At 43.3% G+C, this 17,272-nt stretch carries 11 protein-coding genes and 1 pseudogene; 6 read left to right on the top strand and 6 right to left on the bottom strand.

All coding sequences use genetic code 11. The features are described from left to right. The first annotated feature begins 1 nt into the window (after nucleotide 1). Both IEW82_RS04880 and IEW82_RS04875 read left to right on the top strand, forming a co-directional pair. Nucleotides 2-2,005 (top strand): FAD-dependent oxidoreductase, encoded by a 2,004-nt coding sequence (locus tag IEW82_RS04880; protein WP_188690056.1) that lies wholly within the window; start codon nucleotides 2-4, stop codon nucleotides 2,003-2,005. A gap of 18 nt (nucleotides 2,006-2,023) precedes the next feature. Further along, nucleotides 2,024-2,812, top strand: coding sequence for an SDR family oxidoreductase (locus IEW82_RS04875; protein ID WP_188690054.1), 789 nt, complete (start codon nucleotides 2,024-2,026; stop codon nucleotides 2,810-2,812). A gap of 145 nt (nucleotides 2,813-2,957) precedes the next feature. On the opposite strand, the gene IEW82_RS04870 is transcribed toward IEW82_RS04875, so the two are convergent. After that, the gene (locus IEW82_RS04870; protein WP_188690051.1) at nucleotides 2,958-3,716 is read right to left on the bottom strand and encodes an SDR family NAD(P)-dependent oxidoreductase; all 759 of its coding nucleotides are present in this window, start codon (nucleotides 3,714-3,716) and stop codon (nucleotides 2,958-2,960) included. Between the two features lie 148 nt (nucleotides 3,717-3,864). On the opposite strand from IEW82_RS04870, the gene IEW82_RS04865 reads away from it, so the two are divergent. Together IEW82_RS04865 and IEW82_RS04860 are read left to right on the top strand one after the other, a co-directional pair. After that, nucleotides 3,865-4,434, top strand: a complete 570-nt coding sequence (locus tag IEW82_RS04865; RefSeq protein WP_188690047.1) for a TetR/AcrR family transcriptional regulator — start codon at nucleotides 3,865-3,867, stop codon at nucleotides 4,432-4,434. A gap of 247 nt (nucleotides 4,435-4,681) precedes the next feature. After that, nucleotides 4,682-5,749, top strand: a complete 1,068-nt coding sequence (locus IEW82_RS04860) for an NAD(P)/FAD-dependent oxidoreductase (protein WP_229672361.1) — start codon at nucleotides 4,682-4,684, stop codon at nucleotides 5,747-5,749. 1,003 nt (nucleotides 5,750-6,752) lie between these two features. Here IEW82_RS04860 and IEW82_RS04855 read toward each other — a convergent pair. Then, nucleotides 6,753-8,225: an MDR family MFS transporter gene (locus IEW82_RS04855; protein WP_188690042.1), complete on the bottom strand. Its 1,473-nt coding sequence runs from the start codon at nucleotides 8,223-8,225 to the stop codon at nucleotides 6,753-6,755. Nucleotides 8,226-8,763: 538 nt separating this feature from the next. Continuing rightward, the gene (locus IEW82_RS04850) at nucleotides 8,764-9,360 is read right to left on the bottom strand and encodes a biotin transporter BioY (RefSeq protein ID WP_188690039.1); all 597 of its coding nucleotides are present in this window, start codon (nucleotides 9,358-9,360) and stop codon (nucleotides 8,764-8,766) included. Nucleotides 9,361-10,290: 930 nt separating this feature from the next. On the opposite strand from IEW82_RS04850, the gene IEW82_RS04845 reads away from it, so the two are divergent. After that, a complete protein-coding gene (locus tag IEW82_RS04845) occupies nucleotides 10,291-11,010 on the top strand; it encodes a gamma-glutamyl-gamma-aminobutyrate hydrolase family protein (RefSeq protein ID WP_188690036.1) in 720 nt (239 codons plus the stop codon). A gap of 70 nt (nucleotides 11,011-11,080) precedes the next feature. On the opposite strand, the gene fabF is transcribed toward IEW82_RS04845, so the two are convergent. Then, nucleotides 11,081-12,319 (bottom strand): beta-ketoacyl-ACP synthase II, encoded by a 1,239-nt coding sequence (gene fabF, locus IEW82_RS04840; protein WP_188690033.1) that lies wholly within the window; start codon nucleotides 12,317-12,319, stop codon nucleotides 11,081-11,083. 120 nt (nucleotides 12,320-12,439) lie between these two features. Between fabF and IEW82_RS04835 the strand changes: the two are divergent. Further along, nucleotides 12,440-13,270: pseudogene (locus tag IEW82_RS04835) on the top strand (helix-turn-helix transcriptional regulator); the annotation flags it as partial. A gap of 49 nt (nucleotides 13,271-13,319) precedes the next feature. On the opposite strand, the gene IEW82_RS04830 reads toward IEW82_RS04835, so the two are convergent. Further along, nucleotides 13,320-14,054: an SIS domain-containing protein gene (locus IEW82_RS04830; protein WP_188690028.1), complete on the bottom strand. Its 735-nt coding sequence runs from the start codon at nucleotides 14,052-14,054 to the stop codon at nucleotides 13,320-13,322. A gap of 135 nt (nucleotides 14,055-14,189) precedes the next feature. Next, nucleotides 14,190-16,568 (bottom strand): right-handed parallel beta-helix repeat-containing protein, encoded by a 2,379-nt coding sequence (locus tag IEW82_RS04825; protein ID WP_188690025.1) that lies wholly within the window; start codon nucleotides 16,566-16,568, stop codon nucleotides 14,190-14,192. Nucleotides 16,569-17,272 lie beyond the last annotated feature (704 nt).

Here is a 17,272-nt window from a genome sequence, read left to right as displayed (position 1 = left end):
AATGTCGAGCGCATTACTCTTTCAAAAAGGCAGCATCGGCTCACTAGAATTACCGCATCGGATTCTCATGGGATCCATGCATCTAGGTATAGAGGGCGATGCTCACCAATTAAATCAGCTGAAGGCTTTTTATTCAGAACGTGCTAAAGGCGGTGCTGCCTTGATGATCACAGGTGGTGTCGCTGTGCTTCCCGCCGGTGGTGGCGACCACATGTTTTGTTTGACCGACCAAAACCATCGCGATCAGCTTAAAGAACTGGTCCAAGCGGTACATCATGCTGGAGGAAAAATGGCTTTACAGCTTCAGCACAACGGCCGTTATGCGAAAAGTACAGAAACGGGTCTCTCACCTGTTGCCCCTAGTCCGATCATGTCACGCATCACAAAAGAGACGCCCCGGGAGCTTTCCATCACTGAGATTGAAGCGATAAGAGAGGCGTTTATAGAAGGGGCTCATTTTGCTAAACAGGCTGGCTTTGACGCAGTAGAGTTGATGGGCTCCGAAGGCTATTTACTCAATCAGTTTCTCTCTCCGCTAACCAATCAGCGCTCCGATCCTTATGGTGGGAGCTTTGAAAAGCGCATGCGGCTCCCTCTAGAAATTATCTCAGGTATTCGTCAGTCCATTGGCAAGGATTATCCCGTCATTTATCGATTGTCGGGAGATGATTTTATGGAAGGGAGTACGACGCGTGATGAGACGCTTCTCTTTGCCCAGCGCCTTGTTGCTGAGGGGGTGGATGCGCTCAACGTCGGTGTTGGTTGGCATGAATCACGCATCCCAACCGTTGCCGCAAGTGTTCCCCCTGCCGCCTTTGCCCATATTGTCTCTGCTATCAGACAGGCAGTCGATGTCCCTGTAATTGGGGCCAATCGCATTCATACTCCAGAGACAGCAGAAGCGGTTCTCAAGCAAGAACAAATGGATTTTATTGCTCCAGCACGCCCCTGGCTCGCTGACGAAGGATTTGCTAACAAGCTTCAATCAGGGGATCCTGCAGGCTTAAATCTATGTATTTCCTGTAACCAAGCCTGTCTTGACCATACATTAGGGCATCCCTTAAAGCCTGTTGGCTGTTTAGTTAATCCTAAAACTGGACATGAGTGGGCTTGGCAAAATAGGAAGAAGAGCACGGCGGCATTAAATATCGCTGTCGTTGGCGGCGGTGTCGCAGGTCTGGCGACAGCAAAGGCCGCTGCTGAAGACGGTCACCGCGTTACCCTTTTTGAAGCTAAGGAAAGACTAGGTGGGCATTTTTATTTGGCCTCACAAATTCCTAGCAAAGACAAATTCAGAAATACCATTCGCTTTTATCAAACGGCACTGGAGCGCTTGAATGTTACCATTCAACTGTCTACCCAGCCATCAGCCGAAGCATTGAAAACCTATGATAAGGTCTTTTTAGCGACTGGAGTGGTTCCTTTCATTCCAGAACAGCTGAAAGGAACGCAGCTCTCTCATGTGACCACCTACTCTGACGTGTTATCTGGAAAGGTGCCATTTGGGAAAAAAATTGTTATCATAGGCGGTGGTGGTATTGGTTCAGATTTAGCTCATTTTATCGCTTCAACCAACGAGGTCCCCAAAGGCATTCAAGGCTTTTTTGAAGACTATGGAACAAAAGTTGAAGCGCCTGCTTCAGTTGAACTTTCCATTATTTCAAGATCGCCAAGAGTTGCTAAAGGTGTTGGCCCAACAACACGCTGGGTATTGCTTTCAGAGCTGAAGAGATTAGGGGTTAAACTTTATAAAGGCTTTGAATGCTTAGAAATTACAAAAGCGGGTGTCTGGATTGCCAATGAAGAAGAACGGCATTGTATTGAAGCCGATCAAGTGATCCTTTGTACTGGACAAGTCGCTAATCGCGAACTCTATGAGCTGATCAAGGATGATGTTCCTACAGAGCTTGTTGGGGGGAGCTATGACGCATCTGAGCTCAATGCGGCTAAAGCGATTCACCAAGGCTATCATCTTATATTTGATAACGAGGCAATAAATATTTAGAAAAGAGGAGGATCACAAATGGGTGATACATTAAAGGGCAAAAAAGTGCTTATTACTGGAAGCTCACGTGGGATTGGTCGAGCGACGGCCTTAAAATTTGCTGAGGAAGGCGCCGATATTCTTATTCATTATCGTCGCGATGAAGAAGCAGCGGCAAAAACCGCTGAAGAAGTTCAAAATATAGGTAGACAAGCACTAATTTTCAAAGCAGACCTGGACTCTCGAGAAGAAATTGATGCCATGTTTGATTATGTAGCAAAAGAATGGGGCGTATTGGATATTTTCATCGCCAATGCAGCGGCAACAGCTTTTAAAACGCTCCTTGACATTAAAGAACACCATATCACTAAAACCTATCAAGTCGTTGTCAATAGCACCTTACAGGCTGTCCAAAGAGCCGTACCACTCATGGAGGGTCGCGCTGGACGTATCATCACCGTCTCTAGCATGGGCAGCGAGTTTACTCTTCCTCGCTATGCTAATATTGGTTCTGCCAAGGCTGCTTTAGAATCACTCACACGCTATTTCGCTACTGAGCTTGGTGAAAAAGGGATTACCGCCAACTGTATTTCTCCAGGTGTTGTAGAAACCGACTCCCTAACCTTTTATTCCGGAGACGGTTTTGCAAAATTCAAAGAAGGCGTCATTGCTAAAACACCACTTAAAAGACTAACACAACCGGATGACGTCTCTAGCCTCTCGCTCTTCCTCGCGAGTGATGCAGCTGGTTTTATTACTGGACAAGTCATCAAAATTGATGGCGGGTTAACCATTAACAACCATTATCCACCGGAAATCGCTTATTAATCAAATCTCCCATACCATTTGGTGGTATGGGAGATTTTTACTTTGATAAAAAGGACTCAAGAGCCCTTGCTCTTCTCGATTACAACAGTACACGTCAAGTTTTAACAGCGAACAAGCATTGTGATGATACACAAGTTATTAAGGGTTATAAAGACATGCCACCTGAGACTTCTATACGTTGGGCATTCACCCAGTGAGTCTCATTGGAAAGTAACGATACAATGACTTCCGCAACGTCGTTGGGTTCACCAACTCGACCAAGAGCTGTCATCTCCCCAAGACCCTTCTTCAATTCTTCATTCGTACGAAGTCCGCTGAAGTCCGTTGCGATAGGACCAGGGGCTACAGTGTTTACTGCAATCCCACGTGCTCCCAACTCTTTCGCCATATAACGTGTCAAAATCTCAATCGCCCCCTTCATGGAAGCATAGGCACCGCTTCCCGGCACGACAAAGCGTGTCAGTCCTGTGGAAATATTTACAATTCGACCGCCATCATTGATAAGCGGCAGGAGCTGCTGCGTTAGAAAGAACACACCCTTGAAGTGAACCTCGTATAGCCTATCCAACTCTTCTTCAGTCGTCTTTTCAAGGGTATTGTGATGTGAAGTTCCCGCATTATTTACAAGGAAATCGAATCGCTCAACTCCTAGCTCTCCAAGCGCCTTTTCTACATTTTTTACAAAGGCGTCAAACGTGCTGATATTAGTCGTATCTAATTGCAAGGCCATTGCTTTCTGGCCTGTTTCCTGTACTAAGGCAACCACTTTTTTAGCCTCTTCCTGATTGGAATGGTACGTAAAAATGGAATCGATGCCGCGCTTTGCTAGACTTAACACAGTGCTTCGGCCAATGCCGCGGCTGCCACCTGTAACAATGGCAATCTTATTGCTTTGTTCTGTCATCGATTAGTCCTTCTTTCATGTGAATTACCAGAATAACTAACTATCCGGTTAGTTATAAATATATTACCTAACTAACTAGTTTGTCAAATAGTTGATTCATGTGCTATATTTTAACCATAAAATTTATTATTAGACGGGAGAAAATGCAATGAGAGACGCTGAAGCCACAAAAGAACGGATTTTAGAGACAGCTATGAAGGAATTTTCCTCTTATGGCATTGCAGGCGCCCGTGTAGACCGCATTGCCAAGCAAGCTAAATGTAACAAAAACCTGATTTACATTTATTTTGAGAATAAGGAAACGCTTTTTACGACCGTCCTCCAAAAGCACTTAACGCGTGTCTATGAAGAAATAACCTTTACCCCCGAGGACCTTCCAGGCTTTGCGGCAAAGGTTTTTGATTGGGCCATGGCACATCCCGATATTCTGCGGTTAATGGAATGGAATAAATTAGAAAACAAAACAGAGAGCTTTACCGAACGTGCTGCGGCACAGGATAAAAAAATTAAAATGATAAAAAATGCACAAAACGTTGACCTGAAAAAAACAACCTTCACTCCTGAATTCTTGCTGTCTGCCATCATGACCTTGGCTACTGCATGGGCAGGGATCAATCCGTTTGCAATGTCTCTTGATTCAGATGATCAAAAAAAGCTCAGCCAGACAAGAACGGCAATCGTCGAGGCTATAAAACTGATGACTCAAGGCACTGAATAAGAGGTGCTTTTGTTGTAAAACATGATCAGTTTAATGAGACCTACCTTGTGGTTAAGTCGGGAAAAATATTTATAAAGGCAGACCGTCTTCTTACATGTTCTCTTCCCAATGGTCACTTGCTCCATACAAATATCAACCGTGCACCTCGGCCCCTTTAATTTGCCCAAGCGCCCTCCATTTAGATAATATGAGGGGAGACTACTTTATAAAGAGGTGCTTTTGTATCAAAAAGTTATTATTAGTGGGCATGGATGCCCCACATCTTTATCTATTAAAGCAAGTAGCTACTAGCCCCCAGCTAGAGGATGTAGAAATCACGCTTTTATGTGCGGACCGCCACACTGTTGATCCACGGTTATTTCCTAGCTTTGCTGAAGGTTTTTATTCACCTGAAGAGCTTCTTATCGATATTGAGCAATGGGTCAAAAAGGCCGATATTAAATGGCGTCGAGCCAATGCTCTATCGCTTGATATTCTAAATAAGCGTCTCTTAACGGATCAAGGCCATCAGATTCCCTTTGATATCATCTCTTTTGCTACCGGTTCTTTTCCACAGAGAAGCAAAGAGCCCACCATTCTTCAACATGCTTTACGCTTACGGACAAATAAAACAGCTCTTGAAACCATTCAAAAGGCAAAAGAAACGCAGCACTTAGTCATTGTCGGAGATGGCATCGAGGCTATTGAAATGACATTAGCCATACACGCATGGCGCCGAAAGAATAACCCTAACGGTCAACTTCATTATATTAGCCCAGCCCCTCTGCTGACTGATTATCCCAAACCTCTTTCTCAAAGGCTCAAGCGCATCATGCATCAAAAGGACATCTCTTTAACGGTAAATGCCTCCGTCCAAGATATATCTAATGCATCGATCACTACAACAAGTGGGGAGCATTCCTTTACAGACTTGCTTTGGATGACTCAGCCTGAGGCCTCGACATTGTTTGAACAAGCAGGACTTCCAACAAATAAAAGAGGCTGTCTACTCGTCGAGAACACGCTTCAAGTCAAGTCCCATCCTTTCATATTTGCGGCTGGATCATGCATGGCCATCGCTGCACAACCCGAAGACACTCTCCATTTCTCCTTTCTTGACTCTATGCAACAAGCGATAATTTTATGGGAGAACATCAAGGGATATGTATCCAATGGCGAAGGCTATTTCTATTCTCGAAAGAAAGGGCAAGCAGTGGTTCTCTCTGTCGGATATCGAAAAGGATTATTTCTCTTTCATAATAGAGCTTTAGTAAACCGCTGGGCCTGGAGATTAAAGATGCGCCAAGAACGGCAATGGCTTGGGCATTATGCGTAGGTAGTCCCACATTATTTAAACATTAATGGGATTCAAAGGTGTCGAAGGGTTAAAAATGTATCGACTCACCATATGTATCAGCTGTCTACTCCTGCTTTTATACTACGTTCCATGCAAGCCGAGCCTTTAGCCCTAATCACGCCTTTTATGACCCTAAGGGTGTATGTTTGGGAGGTATCAACAAAAGAAAAAATGGGAACCCTCACCTTTAGGATGGACCAAGTCGCGACTATGCTCTAAAGGTTTTGGATGTTTTTTTAAAAATATCACACGAAAGCAGCCTTCTTTCTCAACGGCAGAAATGCCCATACATTCCCACAAATCGTTAAACGCGAGGTAAGGAAAAAGCATGAACCTTCCCACCCTTTTTCCCGTTAAACTAATTTGGATGAGATTAGAAAACTTGGCTTGCACCACTTCACTGGTACTCCTGATGTGATTTTTGCAAATCACTTAGGTTGCCCGCAAGCCTCAGGTGGCGAAAGTCAAAGCCCGCCTTATACTCTCTTCCTTTATGAATGTCAGCGAAGTTATAAATTCTAATAATATAAGAAAAACCGGGCGAAAGACATGCCCGGTCCTTGTCCTTAGTATAGAGCACCATCCAATATGAAAGAGGCTTCATTGCTGGATGGGAGCGCAAGGCGCGAGATTCGGAACACTCTAAAATCATGTGTTCCACGGGCGCCGTTGACTCATGATGCGATACTAGAGTCCTGCGGGAAGTAGGAGATCGGTAAGACCTTAGCAGTGCGAAGGCACGAGGAGGCTTACCACTCCGCCGCGGAAAGCGAGCGACCTGGAGCGGAAATCTGCACCGTCCTCATGATCAGAAATTTTATACTTTCTGATCTTTAAAAAAAGAAGGATATTCCAACAGGTTAGGTGGAATATCCTTCGCTAAGCTCTCCTATTTAAAAGCTCAAATAGGGACTAAAAATCACCATGACCGCCGCTATTTTTTCGACAGCTTAGAGTGAGAGCTTAATATGCTATCTTTTGTTTAACCTCTTAAGGCCATTTTTCTGCGCTGTCTTTTGGACACAGTCCCTGCCCCACCCGATTTCTCAACAGGCGGCTCATTGCGCTTAATGAAAAATGCCAGGGCTAATGCAATGACCGATAAGAGCGTAACTACCATAAAAGCGACATTGACGCCATGAATATCAGGATGAGAGATCGCTGCATTATGCCGAGCTGAAACAGCAGTCGTTGTCATGACAGTAACAAGAATGGCTGTTCCAATTGAAGCCGCAACCTGTCTCATCGTATTCCCCATAGCCGCACCATGTGGAATCAAGTGCTTCGGCAATTGATTCAATCCAGCAGTTGTTACCGGCATCATCACCATGGATAAGCCAAACATGCGAATCGCATACATGATCGTGATATAACTAAAGGACGTTCCGGGATCAAGAAATGAAAAGCCTAGTGAAGACAAGGTGACAATGGTCAAGCCTATGATTGCCAACCAACGTGCACCTACCCGATCAAAAATTCGTCCAGTGATTGGCGACATGATCCCTGTGACCAATGCCCCTGGGAGAATCGCAATGCCTGATTCCATAGCTGAATATCCCCGCATGTTTTGCATATAGAGGGGGACAAGTGTTTCTGCGCCGATCAACCCCATAAAGCCAATCATGGTAAGAAAGGTCGTAAGGGAAAAAACATTGATTTTAAATATCCGGAACTCTAACATAGGATGACGCATCTTCAGCTGTCGGAGGATAAACAAAGTTAAAACAACCGCACCAACTGCCAGCCATATTATCGTGCTTCGACTGCCCCAACCAAAATTCCCTGCACAAGTAAAACCATATAATAAGCCACCAAATCCTATTGAGGAGAAGAGTATTGATAAAATATCCACTTTTGGATGGGTAAGCTCTGTCACATTTTTCATGGCGAAAAAAGCAACGACAATATCAATCAACGCGATGGGTAGGATGATAAAAAACAACACACGCCAAGAGTAATTGGCGATGATCCAGCCGGAAAAGGCTGGTCCGATTGCTGGTGCAAATGAAATAACTAAGCCCACATACCCCATCGCTGCCCCTCTTCGGCTAACAGGAAAAATCATCAAAAAGACCGTCTGCATAAGTGGCATCATGATACCTGCTCCACTTGATTGGACAATTCTCCCCAAAAGCAGCACATTAAAGTTAGGCGCAAGCCCGGCAATTAAAGTACCCACAGCGAAAATGCTCATCGCTGAGATAAACAGCTGTCTCGTTGTAAACCGTTCAAGTAAAAAGGCACTGACTGGGATCATCACCCCATTAACAAGCATGAAGACCGTTGTCAGCCATTGGGCGGTATTAGCTGAAATATGCATTTCATGCATGATCGGTGGGATCGCTGTAATCATCAGCGTTTGATTTAGAATCGCAATGAACGTCCCTGCCAATAACAACGCTGATATCGACATTTTATTGTAGCCTGGACTTGGGCTGACTGTCACGCTCTCCATAAGACCACTCCCTTACTTCCTTATCGTTTTATAACTTTTTAGATTAAATGATTAAATAGCTGATCTTACTTTCACAGACCGTTATTCTTTAAAGTCTATATATTGTAACCGTTTTTCTGCGCATCGTCTAACCATTTGATTTTAAATTTTAAAAGCCCAATACTTAGTATTCAAGACTATACTTTACCACATTCCTAACGTGTTTTGAAAATATTTTTAACAATTTCCAGGCACAAATTAGAGGCGAAAACCCTTGCTTCATTCAGACTCTATTTGCATATAAAAAAACGAACGAATTCAGAATTCATAACCGAATTCGTTCGTTTTTCAGTTGAGCAATACATGCTTTATCAAAATACTGCGCTTTATTCAGACAACGCTTCGAAAGAAATGCACTTTCTGTGAGGCTCTCAGCTGTTGTTTTTCCCATAGAAGTCTACGCTTTGTATTATCTCAAAAAATTTATTATTGAGATTTAAGCAAATTGCCTTAGCTTTGTCTCAGCCCCGCCCTTAAAATTTAGAATCGAACTGAGCATTCATCGATTGACTTGCTTTTTATGTATGATTCGATAGATTCTCGGAGTAATACTCCCCGCTAATAGTGTAAGGATGATATCCTTTACTAAAGGAAGCAGCATCCAGCCCCACACTAATGGATAGGTAATAATGGATGTCCCTTTAGGTCCTGGTGCCCATAGGTGATAAGCAAAATACATATAACTTGTCCCGAAAACATAATTGATAAAAAGGCCGACAAAACTAGCAATGAAAAAGATAAATGGCTTGAGCGACGCGCTCCTCTCTATGATCTCGCCCATGACAAAAGCAAGAATAATAAAGGATAATAAAAATCCGAATTCAGGACTCAGTATGACAGAGAGTCCTCCTGAAAATTTGGCGAAAACAGGGGCCCCAGCTAAACCTACAAGAATATAAAGAACCATGGAAATGACACTTACTCTACTGCCTAATAGTGCCCCTGCAAGAATTGCAACAAAGGTTTGCAGAGTGATATCAACACCACCTATTGGTGGAATAAATTGAGCAATATTTGCTCCGATTGCCATGAGCGCCGCAAACATCGCTGCATAAGTCATATCAATTGCCCTCAAGTGTTTTTTTCCTTCTACCATCTTCAACCCTCTTTTTGATTCATTTACTAGTATCATAGATAGTTCCACTATTTTTGTCAACCTATTTCTAATAATGGTTAACATTTAAAAGAGTAGAGTATGTTCCATACAGCCTTTAAAGCTCCTTCCAAGGGAAATCCATAAAAAAACCAGGCGAAAAGCATGCCCGGTCCTTGTCCTTCGTATAGAGCATCATCCAATATGAAAGAGGCTTCATTGCATGATTAAGCGGATTGGAGCGCAAGGCACGAGACTCCTGCGGGAAGTGGGAGATCGGTAAGACCTTAGCAGCGTGAAGGTGCGAGGAGGCTTGCCACTCCCCCGCGGAAAGCGAGCTGCCTGGAGCGGAAATCCGCACCGTCCTCATGATCAGAAATTTTATACTTTATCATCTTTTCAGAAAACTTAACTTGCACCACTTCGCTGTTACTCCTAATGTGATTTTTGCACATCACACACTTAGGGTGCCCGCAAGCCTCAGAGGCGAAAGCCAAAGTTACACTTATACTATCTTCCTTTGAGAACGTCAGCGAAATTATAAATTCTGATAGTAAAATAAAAGTGAGCACTAATGGTCTTTTATGATCGCTGCTAGAGATACCTAACTTACTGATGCAGAGAGAAATTAGAAAAACTTAACTTGGCACGCCCTTAACCATTTCCCCAAAAGATAGCGACACATCCTAGTGACAAGGGGCACAGCTTTACTTAGATGTCATCGTTAATAGCATCAGTTTAAGATAGATTATTTTCTGATAGGATCAAAAGACTGTCCCAGAGGACTCATTCAAAGCTTTACCTTTGGAACCCCACCACAGCTCGATCAATACTTTCAAGATGTATATAAACACACAATGTTTTTATTTGGGTATAAATGTAAGAAAACTGTTCATGCTAACATTAAAAATCCCTGTGAGCAGGAGGCTGTCCATGGATACCCCACTCATTGCCATTACCACTGATTTCAAACAACAAAAATATGAGTTAAAAAATGAATATGTCACAGCGGTCTATGCCGCTGGCGGGTTGCCCATTCTTCTCCCGTATACTTCAGAGGCATCAATGGTCCAATGCATGCTTACCTGCGCCAATGGGATTCTTCTCAGCGGAGGCAGTGATATTGATCCTTACTTATACCGAGAGGAACCTGCCCCCACCTTGGAAACCATTAACCCTGAACGTGACGCTTTTGAAGTCACTCTTATCCAAGCTGCTCTTGACCAAGGAATTCCTATCCTAGCGGTTTGTCGTGGTAATTTGATGTTGAATGTAGCTGCTGGTGGTACGCTTTATCAAGACATCTATTCTGAAAATGAAGCATCCATACAACATTATCAAGCCGCACCACGCGATCATGTCTCTCATAGTGTTCAAGTCAAATCACACACTCGCCTTCACCGCATTACAGGAACAGATATCATTCGCGTCAATAGCTATCACCATCAGGCGATCAAAACCCTTGCCCCTGGCTTTCAGAGCTCCGCACGCTCGAGCGATAGTATCATTGAAGCCATTGAGGACCCGCATCAAAGTTTCGTTGTTGGTGTTCAGTGGCATCCTGGTAGCCTCATACAAAAGCAAAGCCATGCCCTCAACCTTTTTAAAGCCTTTATCACTGCTGCCAAAACTTATGCTCATAAAAATCACTAATCGTTACTCTTTTACATACAAAAAGACTGCTTCTAGAATCAAAGCAGTCTTTTTGCACCCTATCATTTGTTTATTCAACGTAGCGTTTTAAAACGAGGCTGGCATTATGTCCACCGAAACCAAAGGAATTAGAAATACCGATCGTAACGTCTTGTTTCCGAGCTATATTAGGAACATAATCCAAGTCACATTCTGGATCGGACTGTTCTTGATTAATGGTTGGTGGAATCAGGCCTTCTTCTAATGTTCTTAATAAAGCAATTGCTTCTGCTCCACCAGCCGCGCCAAACATATGCCCTGTCATTGATTTGTTAGCGGTGATTGGTACTTTATAAGCATGTTCTGCAAACAAACGCTTAATCGCCTTTGTCTCAGAGGCATCACCTACAAGTGTACTTGTCGCATGGGCACTAATCACATCCACATCCTGTGGGGTAATAGCTGCTTTCTTTAAAGCATTTTTCATCGCAAGATAAGCCCCCTCCCCTTCTGGATGAGAGGCGACGACATGATATGCATCTGAGCTAGAGCCGTAACCAATGACTTCACCATAAATGTGTGCATGTCTGCGAAGGGCATGCTCTAGGGACTCTATAACAAGAATACCTGCCCCCTCAGCCATGACAAATCCATCACGATTGCCATCAAACGGCCGACTGGCTTTTGTTGGCTCTTCATTACGCGTAGAAAGTGCCGTCGCATTACTAAAGCTGGCTAAAGAAATCGGTGTAATAGCTGCTTCAGCGCCACCAGCTATCATGATATCCGCATCACCATAGCGAATCGCATTAAACGCTTCACCAATGGCAGTATTTCCAATGGAACACGCCGTAACAGGTGACATCGATGGCCCGCGTGCACCAAAACGAATGCTAATTTGGGCAGAAGCCATATTAGCAATCATCATTGGGACAAGGCTAGGGCTCACTCTTCCAGGTCCCCGCTTTTGATATTGGTATAGATTATCAATAAGGGTATTAATCCCACCAATACCTGAGCCGACATAAACACCTAGGCGCTCTTGATCAATAGCATCAAGATCTAACCCCGAATTCTCAACAGCTTCTTCAGCAGCAGCTAAGGCATACTGACAATACAGGTCCATCTTTCGTGCTTCTTTTCGCCCCCATCTCCCAGCAGCATCAAAGTCACGGACAAGACCTGCAATTTTAACTTTAAAATCTGTAATATCAAAAGTATCTATAGTAGAAATCCCTGATTGCCCTTCTTTAATATTTTTCCAAAATGTATCTACATTAAGTCCAACAGGTGAAATAACACCCATTCCTGTGACAACGACTCTATCCATAGGACAACCTCCTCATTGCTTTTAGTATTTATTTTATCAATATTTTATCCTATTACAAGTTAGCGTTTATCATAGTATAATAAGCACTATAATAATTGACTGAGATAGGAGAGAATTTCCATGGAACGTGAAGAAAGACTCCAGGAATTATCTGAATTTCTAAAAGCCCGACGTGCTAAGATCCATCCTCATATGGTAGGACTTCCCGAAGGGCCTCGAAGAAGAACTCCGGGGCTCAGACGAGAGGAAGTCGCCCAGCTTGCCAACGTCAGTACCACATGGTATACGTGGTTGGAACAAGGGAGAGAAATCAAGGTCTCGTCCTCAGTCCTCGAATCTGTTGCCAACGCGTTGAAGCTGAATGCGGATGAGCGCAAATATCTCTTTGCCCTTGCTTTAGAAGATAGTACCAGAACAGTCTTTATGGAGCATGAAGAAATCGATATTCCAGAATCGCTTCATAAGATTCTAGAGGAACTGCAATACTGCCCAACCATTGTGTCTGATAGGAGATGTAATATTGTTGGCTGGAATCAGGCAGCTTCTCACGTTTTCGTCGAATTTGAAAGGATTCCTCCAGAAGAGCGAAATCTTATTGAATTGGTATTCGCTCGAAAGGAATTCAGAGCCTTAGCTGCCAATTGGGAGCATTTTGTCAAAGGTTTTTTATCTATTTTTCGAACCTATTACGGACAATATGTTGCCGACTCCTGGTATGGCGAATTTATTAAAAAGATGGAAAGCTCTTATTCTGATTTTAACAAACTCTGGAACCAAAGCGGCGTCCATTCTGCTCCTGACTTGCAAATTGAATTCCGTCATTCAAAGGCTGGCAAGATGTTCTTTAATCTCACCTCGCTACAAGTTCAGGGAACTGCCGATCTACGTTGCAGCGTTTATACCCCCATTGAGGGTACAGATACTGAACTCAAGCTTAAACGTTTATTTGATCAGGCGGGACACAGGATGCGATCAAACCGCACCACAAAGAAAAACAAAACTATTGAAACAAAGGGATCCGAGATTTGTACCGATTAACAAGCGCATTATTATGCAGTTCAGCTCCATCAATGTTCCCACTTAAAAAGATTGGAGGATCAATGCCCTGATCTACCAAAAGCTTGATCACCTCTGCAAACAGACCATTTAACAGCATGGCTCCAATAACTGTGGAGGTGGGAGCAAAGGGGACGGCAACCTGTTCATAGGATAAAACCGCATCACCAGTCACTGAATGATTATCAATCACCAAGTCGACAACCGTAGAGAGTGTGTGCCCCTCTTTATGCTTAGAAGGCAGAGTTCCAGCATACGCCAAAGAAGTGATGCCGATCACATAAGCCCCTTTTTCTTTGGCAAACAAAGCCACATCAATCGGAACAGGATTGCGACCAGAAGTGGAAATCACGATGACCACATCCTCTTGACGAATATCTTGCTCCCTCATAAAAGCTTGTGCATAGTCATTTTGTTTCTCCAATCTTGATGAGGTGACAGCTCCCTCATGGAGCATCAGTGGTTCAATCAGTAGCGGTTTAATCGGCGCTAAACCTCCCGCACGATAAAAGACTTCCTCCGTTAATAAATGAGAGTGACCACAGCCAAACAATTGGACAATCCCACCCTGTTTAATAGCCGCAGCCACCTTTTGGGCACCCTTTTTTAGCTGCGTGATCTCATGCTTTTCAATGTTTTGCATGTGCTCCTTCACCTTATCGAAATAAGTCTCTAGCAAATCCAATCCCTCCTCCTGTAATGCTTCTTTGAAATGAATAGTACATGATTCGCGGCAACTTATCCATAGAAAAAGGCCAATATCCCTTCACTAGAGGTATCAGCCCTTTCGCATGAACAAGAGGATTTACTTTCTTTATTTTTCTTCTATTGAACCAAAGCGGGCAAACACTGCATGGGCACCCAACCACTCCCATGTTACGGTTCCATCTGTGACCGTCCCTTGCTTTTGACTAGGTGCTATGCTGCTAGTCGTTCCCGCTTTCGTGCATTGATAGACATTGCCATTAGCATATACGCGAGCATTGACCACAAATTGATGAAGAGGTTGCCAGGAGATTGTTGTTGCAAAGCCCTCTGTCACACATACCCATCCAAAATACTCTCCAGGCTGAGGACTGGCATTTTTAATCACTTGCCCTACTTTGAAAAAACCTGTAGACGGCTCTGTCTCCAAGACATTATAGGGATCATAGGCACCATCAAAGCGATTATTGCGCTTTTCATGAAGATCATTAAGCTTCACTTCTGCATGAATAAGCGTGTTATCTTCAAAAATCAGCGGAACAGATGGGGAGTCCGCGGCATTCACCACAGGATGTGAATTCACTGCTATAAAGGTATTGCGAGACAAAAGGACGCTATCCGCAGCTAATGTACTCCATAGTTGAATCATGGTATCATTTGACGCCGTTGTGTAATTAAAATGATTGTCAGTGACCTCTAGGCGTCCCCAATTTCCTTTAAGGAAAAACGCCTGCCCCGTGCCATCACATTGAAATTGACAGCCCTTGACCTTAAAAGAAGAGACCTTATCCTGCGGTCCCATGTAAAACAAGCTATAGCCTCCCCACTCAAAGTGACACCCTGTAAAAGTGTAGTCTGTTTGCGTAGGATTGGCTACTTCTCCTAACCTTCCACAGTCAACAAATGTGCAAGAGTTGTATGTTCCAGCCGGAAGCCTCGTGATGCGATTTGACATATGCCGTATATGAAGAAATGAAACATTGTTAAGCAGCCAGTCGTGAGCGCCTACTGGAACAGTTGTAAAAGCCTCTGTCCCCCCTCCTTCAAACTGGCAATCCGAAAGCTTTTGCGGCTCAGCGCTAAAAATTAACGGAGACCCTGGATTAACCGTAGCAGTAATAAAATCATCATCAAAAAGAAATTTACAATGAGCCACTTGGGCGACAAAAGCTTTTGTGTTATTAAAGTTCAGTGGCGTGTTATGAAAAAAGCAATGATCAATAAGGACATTTCCTGCTCCAAGTAGCCGCATCCGTGAATTAAGCAAAACATTATTTGAAAAAAGAGTCGCGCCTTCTAACCGCGGTCCTGTGTTGTTGAAGTAATTGTTATCCACAATGGCCTCATTGACACCTGAATTAATTGTGAAAATGCCATCTTGAAGGCGATTATTTGTGACACTAATATGGCGCCCTGCCACAGCGATGATATTGTAATTTTTATTAGCATAGATACTATTATTATCAATATAAATATACTGATTAATAGCATAGCCATCTTCAATATCAATTGCCCCTTGGGGAGCCGTTCCACTTATATCGTGAATATCACATTCTCGAATCGATACGTACTTTGCTCCTGCCATCGTAATCCCTAAACGGCGGCAATCATGAATATGGCATTTTTCAATAGAGACATGCTTCGGAAATTGTGGCGTCCTTACAATCAGACGACATCCACTTGCCGAGGGAACTATGCTTTGATGTAACACGACCTTTGCAAAGGCGGCATCTTGTGGCAAGGGGACTTCATCAAAGAAATGGATGTCCGTCTTTGCTGTTAATAAAGACTCATCCTCCTTATAAAAGATGACATCATAAAGATCAGTTGTCACTTCTGTACCAATCCCTCCGTAACTGTCCCCATATAAACCAAAAAAACCTGAGTTTTTAAGAGCATCAACAATTGGCAACATCACTTTAGTGCGAATGCGATCAGCCTCATTCATTAAAGTACCATCAATAAGATTAATCCCTCCTGACTCAAGATTCCCTGCAAGCGGTGGCATCCCTACACCACCAATCCCTCCAAAAGAGGTAATGGCAATAAGCCCATCCCCTGTCATATTAAAAATTTCCAGATTATCTATGGAGAGCTGCTGTCCACCATATTGTAATTGGACACCCACACCAAACTCATGCGTTCCCCCACTTGAGTAATCGTGCGTAAAGCGATCGCCTTCTATTCTGCCATTAGTAAGTCTAGCAAATTGTTGGTTCCTGCGAAAAGAGACAACAGCATAGCTGCTTAATCCATTGTCTCTCATTCTTAATGTCGATCCACCCAAATCTAATGCCATATAGCTTTGAGGCTCGACCGGCCGCGTCTCATCTATTAAGTAAATCCCTTTTGGCAATATAAACCGAGTAAACCCTTGTTTTCCCGCCCAATTTAAGGCTCGATTGATCCCTAATGTACTATTTTCCGCATCTGTACCGTCATTTTTCACCTGCCATCTTTCTAACTCCAGTAAATAAGAGCCCGACATCTCCCTCACCCTTGTCCCTACTATTTTATTGATAAATCAGCTTTCCATTGCTTATAAACACTATATTCACAAATAGAATGAGGGCTAGGGGTAAGCGCATAAAAACACCAAAAAGAGACCTCTACCTAGAAGAGCTCATGATAACAAAAGGCCAGCTCCTTTTAACAAATGCCTCAACCAAATTAACAAATAAAGCTTGAAGTTTCCGAATGAACGAATCCATGCGGCAAGTGCCGGTCTGAGCGCAACAAACGGCTGAGACAGTTAACAAAAGCCCGTTTCAAAAAGACAAATGACAAAAGCCTTTTAACACATGTCATGAGCTTATCCCTAAGAAGTAGCAGCGAAAAGTTATACTTCCTTATTACGAGAAAGTTGTCTATACGACAAAAATAACGGATACAGAAAAATTAGGGAGTAGCCATCCAACAGGGGCTTGGGTGAAAACCTTTGAAGATAAATTATATAAGGCTTATCACATGACACCCCGTCGCTATAAGTACATCGGAAACGGAAATTGGGAAGTTTGGGTGAAGGAAAATGACACCGGTAAGAATCCCTATGTCACAGTCAATGAAAACACGGGTGATTTTCACGGATAATAGTTCCCTTTGTTTATACACTTTAAATGAGTTTGGATTTTCTCCAAGCTCACGTGGCAATACTTTTACTTTTTCATAAGAAAAGAAATAGACCTCCCATTT

Source organism: Pullulanibacillus camelliae (assembly GCF_014642655.1).
In the GTDB taxonomy this organism is placed as follows: Bacteria; Bacillota; Bacilli; order Bacillales; family Sporolactobacillaceae; genus Pullulanibacillus; species Pullulanibacillus camelliae.
The sequence above is the reverse complement of the archived record's forward strand: the minus strand, read 5'-3'. Positions and strand labels throughout refer to the sequence as shown.

Bases quoted from the DNA above. Each gene is read 5' to 3' on its own strand.
- IEW82_RS04880 (WP_188690056.1), top strand. From the start codon at position 2: ATGTCGAGCGCATTACTCTTTCAAAAAGGCAGCATCGGCTCACTAGAA.
- IEW82_RS04875 (WP_188690054.1), top strand. From the start codon at position 2,024: ATGGGTGATACATTAAAGGGCAAAAAAGTGCTTATTACTGGAAGCTCA.
- IEW82_RS04870 (WP_188690051.1), bottom strand. From the start codon at position 3,716: ATGACAGAACAAAGCAATAAGATTGCCATTGTTACAGGTGGCAGCCGC.
- IEW82_RS04865 (WP_188690047.1), top strand. From the start codon at position 3,865: ATGAGAGACGCTGAAGCCACAAAAGAACGGATTTTAGAGACAGCTATG.
- IEW82_RS04860 (WP_229672361.1), top strand. From the start codon at position 4,682: ATGGATGCCCCACATCTTTATCTATTAAAGCAAGTAGCTACTAGCCCC.
- IEW82_RS04855 (WP_188690042.1), bottom strand. From the start codon at position 8,225: ATGGAGAGCGTGACAGTCAGCCCAAGTCCAGGCTACAATAAAATGTCG.
- IEW82_RS04850 (WP_188690039.1), bottom strand. From the start codon at position 9,360: ATGGTAGAAGGAAAAAAACACTTGAGGGCAATTGATATGACTTATGCA.
- IEW82_RS04845 (WP_188690036.1), top strand. From the start codon at position 10,291: ATGGATACCCCACTCATTGCCATTACCACTGATTTCAAACAACAAAAA.
- fabF (WP_188690033.1), bottom strand. From the start codon at position 12,319: ATGGATAGAGTCGTTGTCACAGGAATGGGTGTTATTTCACCTGTTGGA.
- IEW82_RS04825 (WP_188690025.1), bottom strand. From the start codon at position 16,568: ATGTCGGGCTCTTATTTACTGGAGTTAGAAAGATGGCAGGTGAAAAAT.